The 24,819-nt window shown below is 69.1% G+C and carries 26 protein-coding genes; 16 read left to right on the top strand and 10 right to left on the bottom strand.

The window, feature by feature from the left end:
- Nucleotides 1-22 precede the first annotated feature (22 nt).
- From HRJ34_RS14140 to HRJ34_RS14165, 6 genes are read right to left on the bottom strand one after another with little or no spacing between them, the layout of a single operon-like run.
- Entirely contained in the window at nt 23-1,051 is a 1,029-nt protein-coding gene (locus tag HRJ34_RS14140) for an amidohydrolase family protein (RefSeq protein WP_012049709.1), read from the bottom strand.
- Complete coding sequence (locus HRJ34_RS14145) at nt 1,051-1,602, bottom strand: 3-hydroxyanthranilate 3,4-dioxygenase (RefSeq protein ID WP_012049708.1); 552 nt, start codon at nt 1,600-1,602, stop codon at nt 1,051-1,053. The genes HRJ34_RS14140 and HRJ34_RS14145 overlap by 1 nt, the downstream gene beginning before the upstream one ends.
- Nucleotides 1,599-2,030 (bottom strand): RidA family protein, encoded by a 432-nt coding sequence (locus HRJ34_RS14150; protein WP_016744275.1) that lies wholly within the window; start codon nt 2,028-2,030, stop codon nt 1,599-1,601. Before HRJ34_RS14150 ends, HRJ34_RS14145 begins: the two co-directional genes overlap by 4 nt.
- Nucleotides 2,027-2,800 (bottom strand): 2-keto-4-pentenoate hydratase, encoded by a 774-nt coding sequence (locus HRJ34_RS14155; RefSeq protein WP_208631546.1) that lies wholly within the window; start codon nt 2,798-2,800, stop codon nt 2,027-2,029. The genes HRJ34_RS14150 and HRJ34_RS14155 overlap by 4 nt, the downstream gene beginning before the upstream one ends.
- The gene (locus tag HRJ34_RS14160) at nt 2,797-3,588 is read right to left on the bottom strand and encodes a 2-keto-4-pentenoate hydratase (protein ID WP_208631547.1); all 792 of its coding nucleotides are present in this window, start codon (nt 3,586-3,588) and stop codon (nt 2,797-2,799) included. Before HRJ34_RS14160 ends, HRJ34_RS14155 begins: the two co-directional genes overlap by 4 nt.
- On the bottom strand, nt 3,585-5,075 hold the full coding sequence (locus HRJ34_RS14165; protein ID WP_208631548.1) for a 2-hydroxymuconic semialdehyde dehydrogenase: 1,491 nt from the start codon (nt 5,073-5,075) through the stop codon (nt 3,585-3,587). Before HRJ34_RS14165 ends, HRJ34_RS14160 begins: the two co-directional genes overlap by 4 nt.
- Nucleotides 5,076-5,157: 82 nt before the next feature.
- Here HRJ34_RS14165 and HRJ34_RS14170 point away from each other — a divergent pair, with 82 nt between their 5' ends.
- Nucleotides 5,158-6,123 carry a LysR family transcriptional regulator gene (locus tag HRJ34_RS14170; RefSeq protein ID WP_208631549.1) on the top strand — a complete coding sequence of 322 codons (966 nt, stop codon included), beginning with the start codon at nt 5,158-5,160 and terminating at the stop codon, nt 6,121-6,123.
- Here HRJ34_RS14170 and HRJ34_RS14175 read toward each other — a convergent pair.
- Nucleotides 6,096-6,377 (bottom strand): Lrp/AsnC ligand binding domain-containing protein, encoded by a 282-nt coding sequence (locus HRJ34_RS14175; RefSeq protein ID WP_012049702.1) that lies wholly within the window; start codon nt 6,375-6,377, stop codon nt 6,096-6,098. The two genes, HRJ34_RS14170 and HRJ34_RS14175, sit on opposite strands and share 28 nt — an antisense overlap.
- Nucleotides 6,378-6,467: 90 nt before the next feature.
- Nucleotides 6,468-7,583: a sensor histidine kinase gene (locus tag HRJ34_RS14180; protein ID WP_208631550.1), complete on the bottom strand. Its 1,116-nt coding sequence runs from the start codon at nt 7,581-7,583 to the stop codon at nt 6,468-6,470.
- Nucleotides 7,584-8,114: 531 nt separating this feature from the next.
- Here HRJ34_RS14180 and cpaB point away from each other — a divergent pair.
- The 11 genes from cpaB (at nt 8,115) to HRJ34_RS14235 (ending at nt 17,939) form a co-directional block, all read left to right on the top strand.
- A complete protein-coding gene (gene cpaB / locus HRJ34_RS14185; RefSeq protein ID WP_012049700.1) occupies nt 8,115-8,996 on the top strand; it encodes a Flp pilus assembly protein CpaB in 882 nt (293 codons plus the stop codon).
- Nucleotides 8,993-10,288, top strand: coding sequence for a type II and III secretion system protein family protein (locus HRJ34_RS14190; protein WP_012049699.1), 1,296 nt, complete (start codon nt 8,993-8,995; stop codon nt 10,286-10,288). The genes cpaB and HRJ34_RS14190 overlap by 4 nt, the downstream gene beginning before the upstream one ends.
- Nucleotides 10,288-11,451, top strand: coding sequence for an AAA family ATPase (locus tag HRJ34_RS14195; protein ID WP_029993648.1), 1,164 nt, complete (start codon nt 10,288-10,290; stop codon nt 11,449-11,451). Before HRJ34_RS14190 ends, HRJ34_RS14195 begins: the two co-directional genes overlap by 1 nt.
- Nucleotides 11,448-12,797 (top strand): CpaF family protein, encoded by a 1,350-nt coding sequence (locus HRJ34_RS14200; RefSeq protein ID WP_012049697.1) that lies wholly within the window; start codon nt 11,448-11,450, stop codon nt 12,795-12,797. The genes HRJ34_RS14195 and HRJ34_RS14200 overlap by 4 nt, the downstream gene beginning before the upstream one ends.
- Nucleotides 12,794-13,699, top strand: a complete 906-nt coding sequence (locus HRJ34_RS14205; protein ID WP_226948547.1) for a type II secretion system F family protein — start codon at nt 12,794-12,796, stop codon at nt 13,697-13,699. The genes HRJ34_RS14200 and HRJ34_RS14205 overlap by 4 nt, the downstream gene beginning before the upstream one ends.
- A complete protein-coding gene (locus HRJ34_RS14210) occupies nt 13,699-14,592 on the top strand; it encodes a type II secretion system F family protein (RefSeq protein WP_029993646.1) in 894 nt (297 codons plus the stop codon). The genes HRJ34_RS14205 and HRJ34_RS14210 overlap by 1 nt, the downstream gene beginning before the upstream one ends.
- Nucleotides 14,589-15,284 (top strand): tetratricopeptide repeat protein, encoded by a 696-nt coding sequence (locus HRJ34_RS14215; protein ID WP_208631551.1) that lies wholly within the window; start codon nt 14,589-14,591, stop codon nt 15,282-15,284. Before HRJ34_RS14210 ends, HRJ34_RS14215 begins: the two co-directional genes overlap by 4 nt.
- The gene (locus HRJ34_RS14220) at nt 15,281-15,520 is read left to right on the top strand and encodes a hypothetical protein (RefSeq protein WP_208631552.1); all 240 of its coding nucleotides are present in this window, start codon (nt 15,281-15,283) and stop codon (nt 15,518-15,520) included. Before HRJ34_RS14215 ends, HRJ34_RS14220 begins: the two co-directional genes overlap by 4 nt.
- On the top strand, nt 15,517-17,238 hold the full coding sequence (locus HRJ34_RS14225) for a TadG family pilus assembly protein (RefSeq protein ID WP_208631553.1): 1,722 nt from the start codon (nt 15,517-15,519) through the stop codon (nt 17,236-17,238). Before HRJ34_RS14220 ends, HRJ34_RS14225 begins: the two co-directional genes overlap by 4 nt.
- 77 nt (nt 17,239-17,315) lie before the next feature.
- The gene (locus HRJ34_RS14230) at nt 17,316-17,507 is read left to right on the top strand and encodes a Flp family type IVb pilin (protein ID WP_012049691.1); all 192 of its coding nucleotides are present in this window, start codon (nt 17,316-17,318) and stop codon (nt 17,505-17,507) included.
- 18 nt (nt 17,508-17,525) lie between these two features.
- On the top strand, nt 17,526-17,939 hold the full coding sequence (locus HRJ34_RS14235) for a TadE family protein (protein WP_012049690.1): 414 nt from the start codon (nt 17,526-17,528) through the stop codon (nt 17,937-17,939).
- 153 nt (nt 17,940-18,092) lie between these two features.
- Here the strand turns inward: HRJ34_RS14235 and HRJ34_RS14240 are convergent, their stop codons facing one another.
- Complete coding sequence (locus HRJ34_RS14240; RefSeq protein WP_208631555.1) at nt 18,093-18,929, bottom strand: IS5 family transposase; 837 nt, start codon at nt 18,927-18,929, stop codon at nt 18,093-18,095.
- Nucleotides 18,930-19,136: 207 nt separating this feature from the next.
- Between HRJ34_RS14240 and HRJ34_RS14245 the strand changes: the two genes are divergently transcribed.
- A complete protein-coding gene (locus HRJ34_RS14245; RefSeq protein WP_012049689.1) occupies nt 19,137-20,021 on the top strand; it encodes a response regulator in 885 nt (294 codons plus the stop codon).
- Nucleotides 20,022-20,264: 243 nt separating this feature from the next.
- Here HRJ34_RS14245 and HRJ34_RS14250 read toward each other — a convergent pair whose 3' ends face one another.
- Entirely contained in the window at nt 20,265-21,278 is a 1,014-nt protein-coding gene (locus HRJ34_RS14250; RefSeq protein ID WP_012049688.1) for a ParB/RepB/Spo0J family partition protein, read from the bottom strand.
- Nucleotides 21,279-21,952: 674 nt separating this feature from the next.
- Between HRJ34_RS14250 and HRJ34_RS14255 the strand changes: the two genes are divergently transcribed.
- The 3 genes from HRJ34_RS14255 to HRJ34_RS14265 all read left to right on the top strand — a co-directional run bounded on the left by HRJ34_RS14255 (nt 21,953) and on the right by HRJ34_RS14265 (nt 24,802).
- Nucleotides 21,953-23,614 carry a ShlB/FhaC/HecB family hemolysin secretion/activation protein gene (locus tag HRJ34_RS14255; RefSeq protein WP_208631556.1) on the top strand — a complete coding sequence of 554 codons (1,662 nt, stop codon included), beginning with the start codon at nt 21,953-21,955 and terminating at the stop codon, nt 23,612-23,614.
- A gap of 142 nt (nt 23,615-23,756) precedes the next feature.
- Nucleotides 23,757-24,317, top strand: coding sequence for a 2OG-Fe(II) oxygenase (locus HRJ34_RS14260; RefSeq protein ID WP_012049686.1), 561 nt, complete (start codon nt 23,757-23,759; stop codon nt 24,315-24,317).
- 29 nt (nt 24,318-24,346) lie between these two features.
- Nucleotides 24,347-24,802, top strand: coding sequence for a prepilin peptidase (locus tag HRJ34_RS14265; RefSeq protein ID WP_208631557.1), 456 nt, complete (start codon nt 24,347-24,349; stop codon nt 24,800-24,802).
- Nucleotides 24,803-24,819: the final 17 nt, after the last annotated feature.

Raw genomic sequence — 24,819 nt, forward strand, 5'->3', positions numbered from 1 at the left:
TGCGCCGATTGCCCGCCTCCGCCTAGGCCCCGACCAGGACGCGCCGCTCCTCCAGCCCGAAGAAGCGGCTCGCATTGCCGGCGAGGATCTTCGCCTTGACCGCATCGTCGAGGGTCGACCCGAGCACCAGCGCCCCCATCTCCTTCTCGCCGAGCGGGAAGGGATAGTCGGTGCCGAACAGCACCCGGTCCTCGCCCATCACGTCGACCAGCAGCTTCAGCGCGCCCGCGTCGAACACCGCCGCATCGACATGGAAGCGGTCGAGATAGTGCGAGGGCGGGTGCGGGCAGTCCTTGCGGACGATGTCGCGCTCGCGCCACGCATTCTCGGCCCGGCCGAGCAGATAGGGGAAACTCCCCCCGCCATGGGCGAAGCAGATCCTCAAGTCCCTCGGCAGCCGCTCGAACGCCCCCGACAGGATCAGGCGCAGGATCGAGAGCTGCGTCTCGGCGGGCATCCCGACGAGCCATGGCAGCATATAGTCGCGCATCCGCGGCGAGCCGGTGCCGATCATGTCCCACGGATGGACCAGCACCGCCGCGCCGAGGCTCGCGCAATGCTGCAGGAAGACGAGGATGCTCTCGTCATCGAGGTCGCGGTCGCCGACATGATTGCCGATCTGCACGCCGACATGGCCGGCGGCCATCGCCCGTTCGAGCTCGCGGCAGGCGGCGTCGCCGTCCTGGAGCGGCACCTGGCAGAGCACGTCGATCCGCCCCCGCCCCTGCTCGCGCAGCTCGATCGCGGCGTCGTTGAAGATGCGCGCGACCTCGGCCGCCTGGTCGACCGGACGGTCATAGGCGAACAGCACCGGCGTCGCGCACATGATCTGGTGGTCGACGCCGTGGCGGTCCATCTCCTCCAGCCGGACCGCCATGTCCCAGCAGGCGTCATAGACCGGCCGGAACGGACGATCGCCGATCATCACCGTCGCGCGCCGGGCGCCCTCGTGCCGCATCCACGGCCAGTCGCCGCCGAAGCGGGCCGACAGGTCGGGCCAGCTGTGCGGGAAGAAATGCGAATGGATGTCGATCAGTCGCGGCGCCGCCATCAGAGCGTCACCCAGCCGGCTGGCGGCGCCTTGCCGGGATGCACCTCGCCGCAGGCGCGGCAGGTCCGCCGCGCCTCGCTGGCGTAGAAGGCGTCGAACAGCGGCGGCAGGTCCGCGACGATGTCCTGGAGCGCGACCTCGACCCGGTCGACCTGCGCGCCGCAGCCGAAGCAATACCAGACGAAGCCGTCGAGCATCCCCGGCCGCCGCTCGCCCTCCAGCACCAGCCCGATCGAGTCCGGGTCGGGCCGCTGCGGCGAATGAGGGACGCGCGGCGGCAGCAGGTAGACCTCGCCCTCGCCGATCCGGACGTCGCGCACCGCGCCGTCCTCATGGACCTTGAGGATCATGTCGCCCTTGAGCTGGTAGAAGAATTCCTGGACGGGATCGTCGTGGAAGTCGGTCCGCCGGTTTCCGCCGCCGATGATCTGGACGATCATCCCCGACTTGTCCTCGAACAGCAGCTTGTTCGACACGGGCGGCTGGAGCAGGTGCCGGTTGTCGGCGATCCACTGGTCCAGCCGGAAGGGCGCGACCGCTTTTTCGTTCATGACCTGGCTCCCCGATGGTCCGGAATATAGGCGACCGCCTTCATCTCGATCAGCAGCAGCGGATGGGGCAGCTGGTGCACCGCGACGGTGGTCCGGGTCGGCCCGCTCTCCGAGAAATATTCGCCATAGACGGCGTTGTACCCGCCGAAGTCGTGCATGTTGACGAGGAAGGCGGTGATGTCGACGATGTCGGCCAGCGTTCCGCCGGCCTCCTGCAATATCCGCTCGATGTTTAGGATCACCGCGCGGGTCTGCTCGGCGATGTCGACCCGCGTCACCCCCATCGCGTCGGCCTCCGCGCCCGCGAAGCTGTTGTCGGGCCGGCGGCTGCTCGTCCCCGACACGAACACGAAGTCGCCCGCGCGGCGGAAATGCGGGAAGCGGCCGCGCGGCTGCGCGGCGCCGGCGACCAGCCCCGGCCCGCTCATGCCCCGCCCCCGACGCTGAACGAGACCATGCCGAGCCGTTCCACTTCGAGCGAGATGTCCTGGCCGGGGACGAGCGCGACCGCCGCCGTCGCCGCCCCGGCGAGCACGACCGATCCGGCGGCGAGCTCGCCGCCGAGCGCGCCATGGCTCTCGACCAGCCGCGCCGCCGCGACCAGCGACCGCGCCGGATGGCCGAGCAGCGCCGCGCTCGACGCGCAATGGCTGGGCCGCCCGTCGACGCTGAAGATCATGCCGAGGTTGGACAGGTCGAGCGACGGCGGCGCCCAGGGTCCGATCACGAACGCCGCGCTCGAGCAATTGTCGGCGACCACGTCGGTCAGCGAGAAGCGGAAGCTGCGGAAGCGGCTGTCGATGATCTCGATCGCCGGGGCGACCGCCGCCACCGCATCGAGCGCCTCGATCGCCGTCACCCGGCCGGCCAGCGGCTTGCGCAGCAGGAAGGCGATCTCGGGCTCGGCGCGCGGGTGGATGAAGCGCGAGACGTCGACCCGGTCGCCGTCGTCGACCTGCATGTCGCGGGTCAGCCGCCCCCAGATCATGTCGGAGACGCCCATCTGGACCATCTTGGCCCGGCTGGTGAAGCCCATCTTCATGCCGATCACGCGGTCGCCCCCGGCCAGCCGCTGCTCGACCAGCCGGGTCTGCACCCGATAGGCCTCGTCGATGTCGATGCCGGGGTCGAACTGCGGGATCGCTTGCCGGTCGAGCCTCGCCTGTTCGAGCAGCATCGCGCGGTCGATGCCGGTCATGCCCTCGCCTCCCCGAAAATGGCGCGGACCGATCCCAGCCCGGATATCCTCGCCTCATAGACCTCGCCCGGTGTCGCCGCGACCATCGGGCCGAGCGCGCCCGACAGCACGATGTCGCCCGCGCGCAGGCCTTCTCCCTGCCGGATCAGCGCCTCCGCCAGCCACAGCACGGCGTTGAGCGGATGGCCCAGGCAGGCGGCGCCGGCCCCGGTCGAGACCGGCTCGCCGCGATGGTCGAGCCGCATCCCGCAGCCGCGCAGGTCGAGGTCGCGCAGCAGGCGCGGCGACCCGCCCAGCACGAACGCCCCGGCCGACGCATTGTCGGCGATCGTGTCGACGATGCCGATGTCCCAGTCGGCGATGCGGCTTCCCACCACCTCGATCGCCGGCAGCGCGAAGGCGATCGACCGGACGATGTCGGCGACGGTCAGCCCGGTTTCCGTGACGTCGCGGTCGAGGACGAAGGCGATCTCGGCCTCGACGCGGGGCTGGAGGACCATGCCGGCCGGGATATCGGCCCCGTCGGGGATCGCCATGGCGGCGAGCAGTGTCCCGAAATCGGGCTGGTCGACGCCGAGCTGCTTCTGCACCTCCGGGCTGGTCAGCCCGATCTTGCGGCCGACGATCCGCCCGCCGGAGGCCGTCGCGACCTCCACGTTGCGCTTCTGGACCGCATAGGCGGTGGCGATATCGGCGTCGGCGATCCGGTCGCGGACCGGCGGGCATGGCTGGCCGCTCGCCGCGGCGTCGCGCAGCAGCGCTGCCACCTGTTCGACGGGCGCGCTCACAGCTTCACGCAGATGTTCATCGGCTCGCCGTAGAAGGCGAGCGAATGGGCGCCCCCTTCGCGGCCGAGGCCGGACAGGCGGACGCCGCCGAACGGCGTGCGCAGGTCGCGCAGGAACCAGCTGTTGACCCAGGCGATGCCGGTTTCCATCGCGCGGGCGACGCGATGCCCGCGCGACAGATTCTCGGTCCAGATCGCCGCCGCCAGTCCGTAGCGCGTATCGTTGGCGAGCATGATCGCCTCCTCCTCGGTGTCGAACGGGGCGATATGGGCGATCGGCCCGAACACCTCTTCCTGGAGCAACCGGGCGGTCTGCGGCAAGCCGGTGAGGATCGTCGGCTCGACCCAGCAGCCGCCGTCGAGCCAGTCCCCCAGCGACGGCACGCCGCCGCCGGTCACGACGACCGCGCCCTCGTCGCGCGCCAGCGCATAATAGGACAGCACCTTGTCGCGATGCTCGCGCGAGATCAGCGGCCCCAGCGTGGTCGCCGGATCGTCGGGCATCCCCGGCGCCAGCCGCTCGGCCCGCTCCTTCAGGCCCTGCACGAAGCGGTCGAAGATCGGTCGCTCGACATAGATCCGCTCGGTGCACAGGCAGACCTGCCCGCAGTTGAGGAAGGTCGAGCGCGCGACGCCGTCGAGCGTCTTTTCGAGGTCGCAGTCGGCGAATATGATCGCGGCGTTCTTGCCGCCCAGCTCGAACGAGATCGGCCGGACGCCCTCGGCGGCGGCGCGCATGATCGCCGCCCCGGTCCGCGTCTCCCCGGTGAAGGTGATCGCGTCGACGCCGGGATGGCGGGTCAGGAATTCGCCGGTCGCCTCGGGCCCATGGCCGTGGACCAGGTTGAACACGCCCTCGGGAAGGCCGACCGCGTGCATCACCTCGGCCAGCAGCGTCGCGGTGGCGGGCGTCTCCTCCGACGGTTTTGCGACTACGCAATTGCCCAGCGCCAGGGCCGGCGCGACCTTCCAGGTCAGCAGCAGGAAGGGCAGGTTCCACGGCGACACGATCGCCACCACGCCGTGCGGCTTGCGGATCGTATAGTTGATCGCGCCGGCACCATCGGGGGTCTCGGTCTCGAAGACCTCGCCCGATTCCGCGCCGACGAGATCGGCGAAGGTCCGGAAATTGGCCGCGCCGCGCGGGATGTCCAGGGTGCGCGCCTGGCTCTCGGGGCGCCCGGTGTCCAACACCTCGGCCTCGACGAACGCGTCGAAGCGGCGCTCGATCTCGTCGGCGATGCGGTGCAGCAGCCGGCGGCGCTCCGACAGCGGGGTCTCGCGCCAGCGGCGGCTGGCCGCCCGCGCCGCCGCCACCGCCTCGTCGACGAGCGCGGCGCCCGCCTCCTCGACCTCGGCGACCGGCGATCCGTCGATCGGCGAATATTTGGTGAAACGCGATACGCCCGGACGCCAGGCGCCGTTGACGTAGCAGGACAGGCTGCGCGGCGGCCGGGTGCCGAGGATGGCCTTGAGTCTCGTCTCCATGGCCCGACTATAGGATCGGCCAGAAATCAGACTATTGATATAATTCTTGCCGCGATATTCCATTTTCCGATATCAGAACGCCATGGCATCGTTCGAACAATGGGCAAGGCTGCGGCACTTCCAGCTCGCCGTCGCGATTGCCGAGAATGGCAGCATCCTGCGCGCGGCGGGCGCGCTCGGCCTGTCGCAGCCGACCGCGAGCAAGCTGCTCCAGGATCTCGAGGACAGCCTCCACGCGCCGCTGTTCTTCCGCGGCAACCGCGGCGTCGAGCCCACCGAGCTCGGCCGCGAATTCATCCGCCACGCGCGCGTCATCCTCGCCCAGCTCGGCCAGACCTCGATGGCGCTGCAGGCGCTGTCGACCGGCGCCAGCGGCACGGTGGCGCTGGGCACGCTGCTCGCCGCGTCGAGCCACCTCCTCCCGACGACGCTGCTCCGGCTCCGCCGCACCCGGCCGAACATCAGCCTGCGCATCGTCGAGGGCACCAACGACCATCTGATGCCGCGCCTGCTGTCGGGCGAGCTCGACCTGGTGCTCGGCCGGCTGTCGCAGATCCGCCATCGCAACGACGTCGACCAGGAACCGCTGCTCAGGGACGTCTTCGCGGTGATCTCCCGCCGGGGGCATCCGCTCGCCGGCCGCGCGGGCGTGCCGCTGCACGAGCTGCTCGGCTTCGACTGGATATTGCCGCCGCCCGAGACGACGCTGCGCCGGCAGTTCGAGGCGCTGTTCCACGACGCCGGGCTCAATTCGCCGCCGGCGGCGATCGAATCGATCTCCTTCCTGACCAACCACCGGCTGCTTCTCGACAGCGACATGCTCGGCGTCTGGCCCCGGCCGGTGATCGATCATGGCCCCGATCGCGACGGGCTGGCCATCATCCTGCCGGCGGCGACCTTCCCGGTCGGGACGATCGGCATTTCACGCCGCAAGGGCACGCTGCTCTCCCCCGCCGCCGAGGCCGTGGCGGCCGAGCTGCGCGCCACCGCCGCCGAACTCTATCCCGACGGGGCCGACGATCAGCCGAAGTCGTCGTCGAGCGTGTAGTCGGCCGGGTCGTAGACCTTGTAGGCGACGATCGTCTTGGTCTTGCGGATGTGCGGCAGCTTGAACAGCTTCGCGATCACGTCCTCGGAAATGTCCCGGCGATTGTCGATCTCGACCCGCAGCAGCAGGTCCCACTTGCCGCTGATCGAGCTGATGTCGCGGATATGCTCGATCCCGCTCTGCGCGAGGGCGAGGCCCAGATCGTGCGTCTTTCCGGGATCGGCCCGGACGAAAACGAAGAAGCGCTGCATCATGAAGAACGTCCCTGCCCACCTGCCGGGGCGATTAAAGCACCGCCGGGTGGGTAAGGCGATAGCCCATCCGATTTTCTTGTGGGCCGCTGTTCAGATCGCGGCCAGCTTCAGCCGTATCACCATCTGCACGGGATCGTTGCGGCGGCGGACCTGACGGACCTCGCCGCCGCACTGGCCGGCGAAGTCGCTGGCGAGGTCGAGCGTCACCTGGTCGACCGGCGAGCGTCGCATCTCCTCGGGCGGCATATGCTCGCTGAGCAGGCGGACCGCGACCTCGCCGCCGTCGTGCGAGGCGTCGAGGACGATGCGCCGGGACGCTTCCCCATCCTCCTCGCCGGTCGTCGCCAGCAGGTCGAGCAGGGCCGCGACGCCGATCATCTCGATCGCGCCCTGCCGCGCCGCCGCCGGGAAATCGAGTGCGTCGCCGCGCAGCTCGATCGCCATGCGCGCCGCGCGGGCCTGCGGCCGCACCGCCGCGATCGCGCGTTCGAGCGCGCTGCCCACCGTCATCGCCCCCTTGTCGCGCGCATCGTCGCGCCCGAACCAGCGGAGCAGGCCGAGGATGCCCGCCGCCATGTCCGAATGGGTGCCGATCCGGGCGATCCGCGCGGTGAGCTGGGAACGCTCCTCGGCCGACAGGTCGAGCTGGTCGACGATATAGGCGATGTTGCTGTTCGCCATGATGATGACGTTCAGCGACTGGCCGAGATCGTGCGACAGGCCCGGCGCGATCCGGCCGAGCAGGAAATGGCGGGCGATCGCGCCGACGCGGTCGGACCGCACCGGTAAGGCCGCCGGGCCGCCGCGGTCGACGATCGCCGCCGCGACCAGCGCGGCGCCGTAGAGCGTCGCCGCGACGCAGGCGAGGGCGAGAAGCGACGCCGGCCAGCCCGCCAGCCCCTGCGCGACCAGCAGCAGGGCGAGCGCGATCAGCACCGGCGCGGCCGCCAGCACCGGGCCGGGCAAGCGCGGCAACGGGCGCGGCCGGGGTATCGCGCCCAGGACCAGGGTCACCGCGACGAGCCACAGCGCCGGGCCGGACGTGGCGAGATGGGTCGCGAGCCAGGCGAGCATCGCCACGCCGAGCGTCACCATCCACAGCCGGCTGCCGAGGCCGATCAGCGCCCCCGAAGCGGCGGCGACCAGCAGATGGGAGCTGAGGGAGGTATCGCCCTTGGCGGCGATGACCAGCGCGGCCAATCCCAAGGCAACGGAATAGATGAGACCGGGCCGTCGATGCAATCAACCTCTCCGCCGTTCGCCATGGGGAGAGCGAGCGTCCGCCGGCGCCACCCGAGCGGGGATGCTATCTCCAAACCACACCCTTTTCCAGCGCGATCCGACTCGGTCGCGATCAGGACGAGGGTGTCGGGGATCGACGCCCGCGGATTGGCTTCCCCGCGCGCGCCTGCGATTCGCACTGCGCTGCGCCGAGTTAAATCTAAGTTAAAGCCCCAAATGCTGCCACAGCGGTCCTATCCCTTTTGGAGGGAATTATATTCAGATCGGTTTTGAAACCACGTTAAGCATGTTCCGGCTGCGGGCTTCCTCGCATTTTCGCCCGCGCTTCGAAGGCCGTTCACCAAGAAAATTAAAACCGGACCGGTTTCTTCTCAGCCACCCAAGGCACGGTGAAGGCGATATTGTCCCTCCGAACCCGATGCCGGCCCGAAAACGGCCGGAAACCGCGTTTTGCGAAGTCGCAATTGCGTATCGGACATGGGGGGTTGCGTATCGATGGTTGGGACCAGGGCCAAGATCACCGTGGTGGCTGGACTGCTGTTCGCGCTGTTGTTCGTCATCCTCGGCTTCCGGGAGCTTGGGCGTCCCTCCCCCTCACGCCCGCTTCCGGTGGCGGCGATCGTGGAGAGCGGCCCCCCAGCCGCCTTCGCGATCGCCGCCCGCAGGATCGAGACCGGCGAGACCCTCTCGCCCGACCTCGTCCGCAACGGTCCCGCTCCCAAGGCGCTGCAGGCCGCCACCGCCTCGCCGGCCGAGGCCGTCGGCAAGGTCGCGACGCAGCCGATCGCCGCCGGCGCCGCCATCCCCCGCGCGGCGATCGCCGCCGAGGACAAGCTGGCGCTGCGCGTGCCCGTCGGGATGCGCGCGATCAGCATCGACACGACGTCCGAGATCGCGGTGGCCGGCCTGGTCCGTCCCGGCGACCGCGTCGACATCCAGGTCGTCTATCCGGGCACCGACGCGATCGCGGGGCTGCGCGGGCCGGGCGGCAGCCAGGCCGCCACCCTGCTCCAGATGGTCGAGGTGCTCGCCGTCGGCCAGGTCGTGATCGGCAGCGGCCCGGCGAACGAGGACAAGAGCGTCTCGTCGTTCGAATCGCAGCCGCCCCAGGCCCGCAACGTCACGCTGGCGCTGACGCCGGCCGACGTCTCGACCCTGTCGCTCGCCAAGGCGCGCGGCGCGATCTACCTGTCGCTGCGCAATCCGGCCGATCGCGAACTGGTCGGCCGGCCGGTCGCCGCGGCGGCACCCCAGAAGGCCCAGCCCAAGCCCGCCCCCCGCGCCGCGCGGCGGCCGAAGGCGGAAGGCCAGCAGATCGAGCTGGTCGTGGGCGACCGGCGCCAGATCATCTACTCAGGCGGGAGCGCAAGCAATTGACCCGGCTTCTTTCAACCGCGCTCGTCGCCGCCGTCGCCCTGATCGGGCCGGCCGCCGCGACGGCCGCCGAGGACAGTCTGTCGCTCCAGCTCAGGGTGAAGCGCGTCCTCGACTATCCCAAGCCGATCGCGCGCATCCAGGTCGACCGCGAGGGCGTGATCGCGGTGCGCGCGCCGAGCCGCCGCTCGCTCGGCGTCACCGCGATCGGCACCGGCCTCGCGACGCTGTCGGTGTTCGCCGCCGACGGCTCGCTGATCGGCCGGACGGCGATCTCGGTCGGGCTGCCGGGCGGCGCGACCGGCGACGTCCGCGCCGACGAGGATGACGGATCGCTGTCCGGCACGGTCGACGGCCTCGCCGCGCGCGCCGCGCTCCAGCGGAGCTCCGCCGACCGGGGCGCGGCCAACAGCCTCTCGGTGAACGGCGAGCAGGTCGTCGCCGTCGACGTCCAGTTCGCGGCGGTCTCCTCGTCGACCTTGCGCGCGCTGGGCTTCAACTTCTCCAAGCTGAGCGGCGACCTCCAGGGCGCGATCGTCTCGCCGGCGACGCTGGGCAATTTCTCCAGCACCTCGACCGGCCTGACGCTCGACACCACCGCGCCGTTGCAGAACGCCTTCAACCTGTTCCTCTCCGCGCCCAATCGCGGGATCACCGCGGTGCTGAGCGCGCTGTCGAGCAACGGCCTGTCGCAGCTCCTCGCCCAGCCGACCCTGCTGGTCCGCTCGGGCGAGCAGGCGAGCTTCCTGGCCGGCGGCGAGGTCCCGATCCCCGTCCCGCAGAACAACGGCAACGGCAACGGGATCGGCATCGAGTACAAGGAGTTCGGCGTCCGGCTGAAGGTGACGCCCTTCGTGCTGAGCAAGGACCGCATCGTCCTGAAGATCGCGCCCGAGGTCAGCGAGCTCGACTATACCAACGGGGTGCGGCTGCAAGGCTATGTGGTCCCGGGCCTGCGCCGCCGCTCGACCGAGACGACCGTGCAGCTCGGCAGCGGCCAGAGCTTCGTGATCGCCGGCCTCACCTACAGCAATTCGGTGGTGAGCAAGGAGAAGACGCCCTTCCTCGGCGATCTCCCGGTGCTCGGCGCGCTGTTCAAGCGCCAGCAGAACCAGCGCGAGAGCCAGGAGCTGATCATCGTCGCGACGCCGCGGCTGGTCGGCCCGATGGACCCGAGCCGGATACCGCCGTTGCCCGGCACCACCAACGAGGTCGACCCGACGATCGGCGACATGATCGTCGGCACCGACGGCCTCGAACAGAGCAGGGCGCCGTTCGGCGTGGTGAGGCGTTGATGAGCACGATCACTCTTCTCTCGGTCGACCGCGACCTCGCCGAGCGGCTGTCCTCGGCGCTCGAAGGCCGCGTGCCCGTCAACATGGTCCAGGCGCTCGAGCCCGAGATCATCGCTACGCCGACCGTCATCGTGCTCGACCGCTCCGCGCTGCCGCCCGAACGCTCGCTGGGCAGCGCGATCACCACCGTCGCCGCGCAGGCCGGCGGCCGGCCGATCGTCCTGGCCAGCGAGGAGCGCAGCACCGAGATCGTCCTGCAGGCGATCCGTGCCGGGGCGAGCGACGTCCTCGCCCGCTCGATCAACGAGGCCGAGGCGGCCGAGACGCTGTCGCGGCTGCTCAACGGCGCGCTGGTCGAACGCGGCCGCGCCGCGCCGTTCACCATCCTGCTCGGATCGGACGTCGAGGCGACCGCCGTCCTCGCCACCGACCTCGCGATCCAGCGGTCGCAGGCGGGCGGCAACCATCTGCTGGTCGACTGCACCATGCCGACCAGCATCGCCGAATCCTATCTCGACGTGCAGGTCGGCTACGGCATCGCCACCGCGATCGCCGACATCGACCGGCTCGACGGGACGCTGCTCACCAACTCGCTCGCCCGGCACGAAGGCACCGGGCTGATGCTGCTGACCCTCGACGGCGGCACCGGCCAGGAACCCGCCGGGATCGCCGCCAACGACGTCACCCGGCTGGTCCGGCTGCTGCGCGCCAATTTCGACGAGGTCACGCTGTGCGCGGGCAGCCTGCGCCACCAGGGCCTGCTGCGCGAGCTGATCCGCTCGGCCGACCGGATCGAGCTGCTCTGCTCGCAGTCGATCCGCGAGCTCGGCCTCGCCCGCCGGCTGCTCGAGAAGCTCGAGCTCGACGCGACCATGTCGGAGCGTATCCGCCTGCTGGTGTGGGACCATGACCCCCGCGTCCTGCTCGACGGCCAGCGGGTCGCCCAGGCGCTGGGCCTGACCCGGTCGATGGCGGTTCCGGTCGACCATGTCCGTCTGCGCAACGCGCTCAACGCCGGCACCCCGCTGTCGGCCGCCGGCGCCACCCCCTATGTCGACGCGGTCCGCCGGGTCGCCGGCCTGCCGCCGGCCCAGCGCTCGCCGGTCGAGCAACAGGTCGATCGCCTCAAGGCGTTCGCCGGCCGGATCGGGATCGGCCGATGAGCCTGCTGCTCGACGATTTCGCGCAACCCGCCCGCGCGGTCGCGCCGGAACCGGGCGGAGCGGTCGTCGCCTCGCCGGTCAGCCAGCGGATGAGCGACGCCTATCAGCTCGCCAAGGCGCAGACCTACGCCCAGGTGATCGAGCAGCTCGAAGCGCGCGGCAACGCGGCCGACGGGCCGGCCAGCCGCCCGCTGCGCGAGGAGATCGAGATCGCGATCACCAGCCGCAGCCGGCGCGGCCAGCTCGCGCTCAACAGCGCCGAAAGGCTGCTGCTGATCGAGGACATCGAGGACGAGGTGAGCGGCTTCGGTCCGCTCGCTCCGCTGCTGCGCGACCCGACCGTCGACGACATCATCGTCAACGGGCCGCACCGCGTCTATGTCGAGCGGACCGGCAAGCTGACCCGCGTCGAGACGCGCTTCCAGGACGATGTCCACCTGATGAACATCATCCACCGGATCGTCGGCCAGATCGGCCGGCGAGTCGACGAGGCGAACCCCTATGTCGACGCCCGGCTGTCCGACGGCTCGCGCGTCAACATCGTCATCCCGCCGGTCGCGATCGACGGGCCGATGGTGTCGATCCGCAAGTTCCGGATGCAGACGATGTCGATCGCCGACTTCGTCGAGCGCCAGTCGATGAGCGCCGACATGGCCGATTTCCTGGCCGCCGCCGTGCGCGGCCGGCTCAACGTCCTGGTCTGCGGCGGCACCGGCGCGGGCAAGACCACGCTGCTCAACATGCTGTCGAGCTTCATCGACGAGAGCCAGCGGCTGATCACCATCGAGGACGCCGCCGAGCTGCAATTGCGGCAGAGCCACGTCGTCCGGCTCGAGACCCGGCCCGGCAATGTCGAGGGCAGCCGCGAGGTCGGTTCGCGCGAGCTGCTGCGCAACGCGCTGCGGATGCGGCCCGACCGGATCATCCTGGGCGAGGTGCGCGGCGTCGAGGCGGTCGAGATGCTCCAGGCGATGAGCACCGGCCATGACGGGTCGATGGCGACGATCCACGGCAATTCGCCGCGCGACGCCTTCTCCCGGCTGGAGATGCTGCTCGGCTTCGCCGGGCTGCAGAACGACATCCGCGCCACCCGCCGCTTCATCGCCAGCAGCGTCCACCTGCTCGTCCATGTCCAGCGGCTGACCAACGGCAGCCGCCGGATCATGTCGGTGACCGAGGTGACCGGCATCGAGGGCGAGGCCTATTCGCTCAACGAGCTGTTCTCGTTCGAGGAGCAGCCGCCCATGTCCGGACTCGGCGAGTTCCGCACCTCCTCCTACCGTCCGCATTTCGCCGACCGCATCGGCAATTATCGCGACGAGCGGAAGGACCAGCGGCTGTGGTGACGGGGATCGCCTTCCTGCTGCTCGCGGCCGTGCTGCTGCTGACGGCCGGCTATGAGGTGATGCTCGCCCGCTCGCAGGCCTTCGCCCATCTCGACCGGCGGCTGGCCGCCCATCTGCGCGGCGTCGCCCCCGGCGCGCTGCCGACGGCGCAGCACACCATCCCGGTGCCCGACATCCTCGCGCCGCTGCTGGCCCGCGCCCAGATCCTGCTGACCAGCCGGCTGCTGCTCTCGGTCAGCGGCGCGCTCGCGCTGGCCGTGATCGGCGCGCTGCTGGCGTTCGGGACCTTCGCCGCGCTGGTCGTCGCGATCGCGCTGCCCGCCGCGCTGCTCTTCTACCTGCGCCGCCGCGCGCGCCGTCGCACCGAACAGCTCATCGAGGACCTGCCCTTCTTCATCGACGCGGTCCGGCAGCTGATCGCGGTCGGCAATTCGCTGCCCCAGGCGCTCGCCCGCGCGCTGCCCGCTTCCTCGCCCGCGGTCCATGCCTATCTCGGCCCGGCGATCCGGCGGATCGAGCTCGGCGCCCCGCTCGGCGAGGCGCTGCAACAGGTCGCCACCCGGCTCCACCTCACCGAGATCTCGATGCTGGCGTCGGCGATCCGGGTCAACATCCGCTATGGCGGCCCGCTCACCCACATCCTCTCGAACATCGCCGCGCTGATCCGCGAGCGCGGCCGGGTCGCGCGCGAGATCGCCGCCGCCACCGCCGAGATGCGGGTGAGCGCGAAGCTGCTCGCGGTGATGCCGCTGATCCTGGCGGCCTTCTTCCTGCTGTCGAACCACGCCTATCTCGACTTCTTCCTCGATCCGCAGCGCGGCCGCACCCTCGCCCTGGTCGCGGTGGCGCTCCAGCTCATCGGCGCGGCCGCGATGGCGCGCATCCAGCGGCTGGACTTCTGATGGACGCGCTGGCCTTCCTCTGGTTCCTGCTGGCGATCGTCGCGGTCGCGACGACGGCGCGGGGCATGGTGCTGCTCGCCGCGATGCAGAGGGTCGAGGCGCGCATCGCGCGGACCGTGTCGGCGCAGGCGGCGCGGCCCCTCTGGGGCGGCCTCAAGCTCCCCGCCTTCCTCGCCCCGCGCGGCCGCGACGGCAGCGAGATCGCCCGCGAGCTGCGCGAGGCCGGCATCCACCATCCGCGCGCGATCGAATATTTCCTGTGGCTGCGCCTCGGCGCGACCGCCGTCGCCTGCGGCCTCGCCGCGATCGCCAATCTGGTCGCGACCGGCGCGCCGCTGTCGCGCCCGGTGCCCGTCATCCTCGCCGGCGCGGGCGCCTATCTGCTGTCGAAGCGGCTGCTCCACTTCCTCAAGGGCGTGCGGCAGCGCGCGATCACCGCCGAATTCCCCTTCCTGCTCGATCTGCTGCAGATGATGCTCGAAAGCGGCCTGAGCCTCGACCAGTGCTTCCGCTCGATCGCCACCGAGGAGAATGAGGCGACCCCCAGGCTGGCCGCCACCGTCCGCCGGCTGGTGTTCGACCTCGATCGCGGCATGAGCTACGACGCCGCCCTCGGCCGCTGGGCCGAGCGCACCGCGGTCGGCGGCGCGAAGGAACTGGCGTCGCTGTTCCAGCAGGCGCTGCTCCAGGGGACCGAGCTGGCCCCGGCGCTGCGCACCTTCACCCGCGAGTTCACCGAGCGCCGCATCGCCCATGCCCGCGAGAGCATCGGCCGCATCTCGGTCCAGATGGTGCTGGTGCTGATCGCCTGCTTCCTGCCCGCCATCTTCATCGTCGTGGGCGGTCCGCCCGTGGCGAGCCTGTTCGACATGATCCGATCGGAAGCGCGATGACCATCCGGCCCCTGATCCTGTTCCTGCTCGCGGTCGCGCCCCCCGTCGTCGCGCCCTCCGCCGCACGCGCCGCGCCGCCGGCCAAGTCGTCCACACCGCAGACGCGCGGCCTCTATCTCCAGCTGATCGGCCAGGCGCGCAGCGACGGGCGGCCGCGCGCGGCGCTCGCCTATCTCGACGATTTCGACAAGCGCTTTCCCGGCGACGTCGGCGCGCAGGTGCTGCGGGTGAACAGCCTGCTCGACCTGGGCCAGGTGGACGAGGCCGAGCGGATCGTGGCGGCCCTCGCCAAGGTCCAGGGCAATGCCACGGTCGACGCGGTGCGCGGCCATGCGCTGGCGGCGCGCGGCCATTGGCGCGAGGCGAGCGAGCGTTACCAGGCCGCGGTGGCGGCCAGCCCCGCCGATCCGCTGCTGCGCAACGCGCTCGGCTATGCCCAGCTCCGCGCCGGCGAGGGCGACAGCGCGATCGAGGAGCTGCGCGGCGCCTGCGACCTCGCCCCCGGCGAGACGGTGATCCGCAACAACCTGCTGCTCGCCTATGCCGTCACCGGCCGCAAGCAGGAGCTGTCCGCCGGCATCCGCACGACCGGCAACCGCAAGGCGCAGGCCGAATTGCTGCGCACCATCACCACCGAGGCGAAGCGCATCGCCCGCGAGCCGGCCCTGCCGGGAAAGGAAAACGGACGATGATGGCGATCCTGATCGCGGCCGCCGCGACCGTCGCGGCGAGCCCGCCGCCGCCCACGCCGCTGCCCGCCCTCCATCGCGGCGAGGCGCGCAGCGTGATGGACAGCCAGCTCGCGACGCCGCCGCGCACCGGCGCCGACGCCGGCCTCGATCCCGACGAGGCGGATGCGGTCTATCGCCGCTATATCGGCTCGATCGGCCAGACGATCGCCCCCGACCAGGGGAACGGCCCGCGATGATAGCGCGGCTCGGCTCCCTCTGGTCCGACCGTTCGGCCGCCGTCGCGCCGATCGTCGCCGTGCTCGGCGCGAGCCTGGTCTGCACGGCCGGGATCGCGCTCGACGTGGGCGCCTTCTATTCGGGCAGCAAGCGGCTCAAGGCCGCGACCGAGGCCGCCGCGCTCTATGCCGCGGGCAACCCCGCCAACGCGCTGTCGCGGGCGCAGGACTATCTCCAGCGCAACGGTTATCCGTCGAGCGTCATCCAGTCGATCCAGGCGGGGCGCTACTGCCCCGACAAGAGCCTCGCGCCGACCGGCCGCTTCTTCGCCAGCGCCGCCGCGAGCCCCTGCCCCGGCAACGGCCAGACCAACGCCGTGCGGCTGAAGACCAGCCAGCCCAGCAGCCAATATATGCTGGCGCTGCTCGGCAACGCCTCCCCCATTCCCAACCTCGCCGCGACCGCCACCGCCGCCAAGATCGACGAGGCCGGGGTACAGGTGTCGTCGGGCGTGCTCGGCCTCAGCAACGGCGTGGTCAACCAGCTCCTCACCCTGCTGACCGGCCGCAACATCGCGCTCACCGGCGCCCAGATCACGACGCTGATGGGCAGCGACATCGACATGGGCCTGTTCATGGACAAGCTGGCGGCCCGCGCCGGCCGGACCGGGACCTATGCCGAGCTGCTGAGCAGCCCGATCGCCTTCTCCGACGTGCTCGGCGCGGCCGGCGACGCCGCCGCGGTCGCCGGTTCCACCCCGACCAGCACGCTGCTGCTCAACCTGTCGGCGCAGGTCGGCAGCGCCTACAAGGTCAAGCTGACCGGCCTCGCCGATCTCGGCGTCTGGGAGAAGATGCCGGTCGGCAACGCCCAGGCCCAGACCTCGCTGCGCGCCGGGATCAACGCCTTCCAGCTGCTCAACTATGCGCTGCTCGCCGGCGGCCAGCCGCCATCGCTGTCGCTGACCCCGGCGGTGCGGCTGGCGGGCATGACGACCGACGTCCTGTCCAATCCGCGCTTCGGCTATGGCCCGGCCAACGAGACAAGCGCCTACACCGCCGTGACGCGACTGCGCCTCGACGTCGACGTCGATCTGGGCATTCTCGGCACCGTCCTCTCGCTCATCGGCGCCGGATCGATCGTCAAGGTTCCCGTCCTCATCGAAATCGGCTCCGGTTCCGCGAGTGTCGCTAACATCCAGTGCACGTCCGAGGCCGACACCGATTCCGTCGTCACCGTCAACGCGCGGGCCAGCCTGCTAAAGGCCTATATCGGGATACCCCGTACCGACCCTCTGGCATTGCCGTTCAAGCCGCTGAGCGGCGCCGATTTCGATGACGCCTACATATTGCTGGGCTTGATCAAGCTGAAGTCCGTCGTCGAGGATCCCATCGCCGCCGCCCAGCCCGTCACCTTCAGCCGCGCGAACGGAACCATCGGCAGGCCCGCCTCCGCCAGCAAGCCGGGCATTGCCGGCGCGTCCGTCAGGGTGGTCAGCGGATCGCAGCTCGGTTCGCTCGTGGCATCGCTTGGAACCAATCTGCAGGTCAACCTTGGCGGAGTAAGCCTTCTCAACGGCCTGCTGAACCTCCCCCTCATCAAGACGACGGTCGCCGGCGTGCTGAGCGCAACCGTGGACCCGCTGGTGACCAGCCTGCTCGCCACGCTGGGGGTTCAGGCGGGCTATGCGAACATCTGGGTGACCGGCGTGCGCTGCGGGGTGCCCGTGCTGGTCTGATCAAGGAATGGCAGCCGGCACCCTCCAGCCGGGAACTGTCGCGTAGGGGTTTTGGAGGGGAACAGAGGAGACTGAACATGTTGAAGTGCGTTCGATCGACGATGAAGCGCCTCTCCCGCGAGGAGAAGGGGGCTTCGGCCGTGGAATATGCGATCCTGGTGGGCGCCATCGGAATCGCGCTGTCCGCCGGCGCCACCAATTTCGGCAACGGCCTGTCCAACAAGCTGTCGGGCATGCTCAACGTCATCACCTTCCCCGGCGATTCCTGATCCGGGGAGGTGACCGACTTGGTTCGTCTGGGAAACAAGGGCGCCGCGGCGATCGAATTCGCATTGATCGCCCCGGCGCTCATCATGCTGATGTTCGCGATCCTGGTCTATTCGACCTATTTCGCGACCTATATCGGGGTACGGCAAGCCGCCGCCGAGGGCGCTCGCGCGGCGCTTGCCGGCCTCAGCACCAGCGAACGGACCACGCTCGCGACCGCGCGGGCGCAGCAGGTCCTCGACCAATATGGCCTGATGCTCTCGGCCGGCAGCCAGCCCGACATCCGGGCCGGCGTCGGCGCGTCGGGCAGCTTCGAGGTCAAGATCAGCTACGACATCAGCGGCAGCCCGATCATGCGCTACGGCGCGCTCCTGCCGCTGCCCAATACGACGATCACCTCGTCGGTGATCGTCGGCAACGGAAGTTATTCGTGATCGGCCCGCAAATGGATTATCATGCGGGCCGGTCCGGTCGCCGTCGATCGGTCGGCATGGCGGCGGTTTCCGCTACGGAAGCGGGGCCGACGTCACAAGGAGTATTCCGTAGTTGCGGCCGAACCATTTCTAATCTCAGAGCCTGATTCAAAATTATCGGGCGTAATTTCCTAGCTTTGCGATTCTTCGTGTGAAGAGCTGGATTGAAGCGATGAAGAGCCATGCGGTTGCGGAAGCGATGGTTTGTTCGAAGTCCTTGGCGAGGCGCCGGTTTCGATTGAGCCAAGCCAGCGTTCGCTCGACGACCCAGCGCCTGGGCAGCACGACGAAGCCTTTTGCCGTATCCGATCGCTTGACGATCTCGACGGTCCATTTGCCGATGCGGCGCAGGGCATCCCTGAGCTTTTCGCCCGCATAGCCACCGTCGGCAAAGACATGGCGCAGCCACGGGAAGCGACGGACGATCTCGGCCAGCACCAACGGCGCGCCATCGCGATCCTGGATATCGGCAGTATGGATCACGGCATGGACCAGATTGCCGTCGGTGTCGGTCAGGATGTGGCGCTTGCGCCCCTTGATCCTCTTCCCCGCGTCATAGCCGCGAGGCCCGCCGCTTTCCGAGGTCTTCACACTCTGGCTGTCGATCACCCCGGCGCTCGGCGAAGCCTCGCGGCCTACAGCTTCCCGCCCGATCAACAGCAGGGCATGATTGAGCGACAGCCACAGGCCGTTGTCGCGCCACAGATAAAACCAGCGCCGCACCGTCGAGACGGGCGGAAAGCACGGCGGCAGCATCCGCCACGGCAGCCCGCCGCGCAGCAAATACAAAATCGCCTCGATAATGCGCCTGAGCGGCCACTTGCGCGGACGTCCCACCGACGAGGGCGGCGGAAAGAAGGGCTCCAGCACCGCCCATTCGGCATCGGTCAAATCGCTTGGCAAAGCCAGTTCTGTACGGGCATATTGCGCCCGAGTGGTATCGGTCCACATCGTCGATCTCCGGAAGTTTGTTGCAAAACCCCTGAATCAACGACTGGCGCTAGCGTCAAGCTAACTTGCTGATACCACTCAACTTAATTTCGGATCAGGCTCTCAGTCTAGGTTGACGCAAGGAGTCCCGACAGTCGAACCGGCATCGGACGCCGACTTCTTGGGTAAGGGGGTAATCGGAGTTCATATCCGAGGAAGAGGGGAAACATGACGCTCTTTGACGTCGTACAGGCGGACGAGGTTGTTGAGGCCGTTCTCGTCATCGGGAACGATGTCGACTGGATCGATGAATGTCAGTTCATGCTCCATTCGTTCGGATTTCCTTCCTTCGCGGCGCAATCTTCTGCCGAAGCCTTTGCCAAGATCGACAACCGGTCGATCTCGACCCTGATCATCGACCAGAACCTGCCGGGCCTCGACGGCATCAGCCTGGCCGAGGACCTGGCCGCCCGGACCGCCGACGAGGGGCGCGAGCTGCGGTTCATCCTGGTCGCCGAACATGCGACGCTCGACCTCGTCGTCGCGGCGGTGCGGGCCTCGGTGGTCGACATCCTCCAGAAGCCGATCACCCGCGACGACCTGCGCAACGCCCTGCTGCGCGTCCGCGGCATCAAGCCCGAAAGCTCGACCCGCAAGGCGCTCGCCTCGCAGCTCACGACGCTGAGCCTCGAAATCCAGCGCCTGTCGAACCTGATGGACGAAGCGCTCCCCTCGTTCGGCAAGGCCGCTCCGGCCGCCGAGCCGGCGGCGTCCGACGAGACGGTGAGCGCCGAATTCGTCCGGGACATGCTCCGCAAGGAAGCCAAGCGCCGGGCCCTGCTCGACGGCCGGCTGTTCGGCGACTGCACATGGTCGGTCCTGCTCGACCTGCTCGCCGCCAAGCTCGACGGGCGCGAGGTGTCGGTCTCCAGCGCCTGCATCGCATCGGGCGCGCCGACCACCACCGCGCTGCGGCTGATCAACCGGCTGGTGGGCGACAAGATCCTGGAGCGCCTGCCCGACGCGCATGACCGCCGGCGCGACTTCCTGCGGCTGAGCCCCGACGTCGAGGCCTCGCTGCTCGCCTATCTCGCCGATCTCAGGAAGAACTGAGTCCTCAAAAAGAAGCCGGGGCGCACCGCTACCATCGCCATTCCCGCGAAAGCGGGAATCCATCGACAGCGGCACCTCGCGTCAAACAGTGCCCCGTTCCCGTGGCTTCCCGCTTTCGCGGGAATGACGGTCGCGGCTAGAGCGATTTCCAGGCAGATGGAAACATCTGCCGACTCGGAAACCGCGATAAAACAATAGCCTAGAGCGGCCGATCCGATGCAATCGGATCGTGAACCGCTCTAGTCACGCCGCCCGCGTCATCCCTTCCCGCTGGGCTTCGCGGAGGCGGCGCCCCAGCTCCGCCAGCAGGCTTTCGACATCGACGTCGCCGCCGACCGACAGGCTGACGTCCACCACCCCGCCGCGGCCATGCCGCATGACGCCGACCTTGGTGCCGCCCGCCATCAGCGTCACCGGCTCGGGCTTCGAGGGCTCCGACACCGCCGCCTGGCGCAGCTTCGACAGCACCGCCGCCGCCGCGATCAGCGGCTGCTTGTTGGCGGTGCGCTGCTGCTGCTGCGCGGCGATCGCGATCGCCGCATCGATGATAGCGGCGCGCAATTCGGGGCGGCGGAGCAACGGGGTCAACACCTCCGAATGCCGTACGCGCAGCTCGGTACGCGCGGGAAAGGCCTCGACCACGTCCTCGGGAAGCTGGGCCAGCGACAGCAACCGGCTGAGCTGGCTGTTCGAAAGGCTCAGCGCCTGCGCCATCTTCGACTGGACGCCGCCGTAGAAGCGATCGACCGCCGCCTGATAGCTGCGGGCGCGATCGATTTCGGAGATGTCGGCACGTTCGCGGTTTTCCAGATCGGCGATCCGGAAGGCCTCCTCGTCACTGACATCGACGATCAGGGCACTCAACCGCAACTCCGGGCGTCCATTATGATTCAACCAATCGACGGCGAAGCGCCGCCGGCTTCCGACCAGCAGTTCATAGGGAATCTCGGCGCCTTCGCCCGCCCGTCGAACCAGCACGGGAATGCGATTGCCGCCTTCCGTCGCGATCGATTCGATCAGGCTCCGGCACCCCTCGGGCGTCAGCCGCGGAACGTCGCGCGGATTGCCGTCCCACACCACGCATTCCGCGGGCTGGAGCATCACGATCCCCGTGCCGTCGCTGCCGCTCCGCACCGCACCGGCAAGCCGCGCGTCGAGATGGGCGAGGTCGTCGCCCTCCTTCGCCGGCCCCGGCCCCTTGTGCGCGGCTCCGCTGCCCGAGATATCCCCGAAAATCTCTCTCATGAAGCTGGCCATAACCCCCCTCCCGAACGCTGATGCGCGATACGCCAGACAGCATAATCGCGTGTCGCGGGGGGAGAATGCCGAGATCGATCCGATCCGGTTCCTTGGCGGCGCGGCTTTGCGTATCCGCAACCCATGCCGACGGCGCGGACCCGATGCGGGGTTTCCCAATTCGCCGACAGCCCTGATCGGCGATGAATGATGAAGTACCGATCCGATCGGGAATCATCCCGGCCCAACAAGATCAGCTAACCATATCCTTCAAAAATAACCATTTATTTACCAGAACAACAGGGTCCACATCGGTTCTTATCGGATATCCCTCCGCTCGCCCCGGCCGAGATCGGACCGCTTGACTGCAATGCCGTGATTTCCGTCTGTTTTCTGCTTGCGGAATAGGGTCGACGCCCGAAAAAACCCGACCGACGCGTCCCATCATGCCCGTCGCTCGCGATCTTGCCCCTCTCCGTTTCCGGCGACGGCGATTCCGCCTTGTTTTCCGGGCGACGTGCGCGGACCGGCGCTCGCCCGCGCGGCGGGGCGGGCGTCGCCCGGATTCCATCCGCTCCGGTTGTTGTTCCGCGTGAAAGCCGCGACGATTCGGGTACCGCCGATAGCGGCAGGGGTGCTCCGGGAAACGGCGGCTTCGTCTGCCCTGTATGTGTAACCCGTGGAGTGCTCGAGCGATGAAGCCGCGTATAGCCTTGGCCCTGCTCGGGCTGAGTCTCGCCTCACCGCTGGCGGCCCAGGCGCCCGCCGCCGCCGATATCCAGGCCGATCGCGCGCAGGCGCCGGTCATCGATCGCGATCGCACCGATCGCGTCGTCCCGACCCTGCCGGGCGTGCCGCGCGTGTCGATCCCCCGCCCTGCCTTCAACGTCGCCGCCGCCGCCGCGGCGGTGAACCTGACCCAGATCCGTTTCGCGGGAAGCTCGCTCCCGCTCGAAACGCTCGAGGCGATCACCACCGCCTATCGCGGCCAGGCGCTCACCCAGGACGTGCTCAAGGCGATCGTCGAGGCGGTCGGCAAGGTCTATGCGCGGAGCGACATCGCCTTCTATTCGGTGGCGATCCCCGCGCAGCGGCTGGAACAAGGCGTGCTGACCGTCCAGGTCGTCGAGGGCGCGGTCAAGCAATACAGCATCAAGGGGCTTCCCGACGCCGCGCCGACCGAATTGGTCAAGGCGCACATCGCGCGGATCATACGCAGCACTCCGCTGCGCAAGAGCGTGCTCGAACGCAGCCTGTCGCTGATGCGCGACATGCCCGGCCAGACCGTCGAGGCATCGGTGCGGCAGCTCGACGCCGCCGGCTCGCTCGCCCTCGATCTCACCCTCAGGCGACGCCCCTTCCATCTCGGCATCGCGATCGACAATAATGGCGTGAGCAACGTGACCAGCGCCTTCCAGGCGCAGGCCACCGTCACCGCCAACAACCTGCTCCGCGAAGGCGATACCACCAAGGTCAGCAGCTATCTGCCGCTCCATCCCGATCGCTACCAGTTCTACACGATCAGCCATGCGACGCCGATCGCCAGCAACGGCATGACCGCGACCGTCACAGCGGCGCGGCTCAAGTCGCGGTCGCGCAACGCCACCCTCGGCGACATCGACGGACGCGCGACGCTGGCAGGGATTTCGCTCAGCTATCCGGTGATCCGGTCCTACAAGACCAACCTGTCGGTCAGCGCCTCGCTCGACGGCATCGACAGCAGCAACTATTATCTCGACACCCGTTTCGGCGACTATCGGTCGCGCGCGATCCGGTTCGGCGCGAGCTTCTCGCGGTCGACCGAGAAGACCGGCTACGCGATGACCGCCGTCGTCAGCAGCGGCCTCGACATCCTCGACGCCAAGGCGTTCACGGGCTTCACCGAGAAGGACTTCACCAAGGTCAACGTCCAGACCGTGGTCGTCAACGCGATCACCAAGAACCTGATCGCGAAGCTGACCACCAACGCGCAATATAGCCGTGACAAGCTGCCGGTGACCGAGCGGCTCGCGCTCGGCGGATCGGGCGCGGGACGCGCCTTCCGCGTCGGGACCGTGACCGCCGATCGCGGCGCGACCGGCACCGCCGAGCTGAGCTGGACGCTGCCCCTGCCGAAAAGCCGGATCAAGGGGACCTCGGTCTTCGCCTTCGTCGACGGCGGACTGGGGCGCACCGAGGCGCGTCCCTTCTACGGCATCGCCGCGGAGAAATTCTCGCTGGCATCGGCGGGCGGCGGCGTCCGCCTCCAGCTCGGCAAGGTGCGGCTCGGCGTCGAGGTCGCGGTTCCGATCGACCGCCCCGGCCCCGGCTACAGCCGTAAGGCCCGGCTGTTCGGCAGCTTCGGATATGGATTCTAGAGCATTGCGCGGAAAAGTGGGCACCGGTTTTCCGCAAGCAGCAATGCGGCAACAAAGGTTCAGAGCAAGCCGCGCGATTCAAATGCGCCCGGCTTGCTCTGACCGTTTTGCGGATACGCAAAACCGATAGCGAGGCGCGACGATGAACAATGTCTGGGAGGTTTGGACGTCGGCGCTGTCGTCCGAGGAGTGCGACCAGATCATCGAGCGCGGTCTGCGCTATGCGCCGCAGACCGCGACGGTGGGCTTCGCCAAGGACACACGGCAGGACGACGGCTACCGCACCTCGGTGGTGCGCTGGCTCGACACCGGGGCCGAACAGGCGATCGTCGCCCGGCTGATGAGCTTCGTCGTCTCGTCGAACCGCACCAATTTCGGGGTCGACATCGTCGCGCCCTTCGACCTGCAGTTCACCGAATATCATGGCACCAGCCAGGGCAAATATGACTGGCATCAGGACGTGTGGCTCGAATCCACCCGCCCCTACGACCGCAAGCTGTCGCTGGTCGTCCAATTGTCGGACCCGGCCGATTATGAAGGCGGCGCCTTCGAATTTTTCGGGCTGCAGCATCCGGGCGCGCTGTTCGCGCCGCGCGGCAGCCTGCTGATCTTCCCGTCCTGGATGCAGCATCGCGTGCTGCCCGTGACCGGCGGCATCCGCCGCAGCCTCGTCTCCTGGGTCGAGGGACCGCGCTGGCGCTGATCGCAGGGTCCGGGGCGGCGAGCCCACCGATGCCGGGCGTGGCCGCCGCGCTCGTCGTCGCCGTGCTGGCGATCCTGCTCGCCTGCGCCGTCGTCGATCTCCGCTCCCGCACCATCCCGAACCGTCTCGTCGTCCTGGTCGCGCTGCTCGCCGCGCCCTATTGGCTGGCCGCGGCGCCCGATCTCCCGGGCCGCGTCGTCGGGCAGGCGGTGGTGATCGCGATCGCCCTCCCCATCCTCCTGCTGCTGTTCGCGATCCGCGCCTGGGGCGGCGGCGACGTCAAGCTGAGCGCCGCGTTGCTGCTATGGCTGCCGGGAAAGGAAGCGCTGGAGGCAGCCGCGATCATGGCGGTGACGGGCGCTGTCCTCGCGCTGCTGATCCTGCCGTTCGGCCGGCGCGCGACCGCGCGTGGGGTGCCCTATGGCGTGGCGATCGCGATCGCCGCCGCCGTGCCGCTGGCCGGCCGGCTCCCCTTCCTCGTCTGAAACGAAAGCCGCCGCCG

This window comes from Rhizorhabdus wittichii, from assembly GCF_017607425.1.
GTDB classification, from domain to species: domain Bacteria; phylum Pseudomonadota; class Alphaproteobacteria; order Sphingomonadales; family Sphingomonadaceae; genus Rhizorhabdus; species Rhizorhabdus wittichii.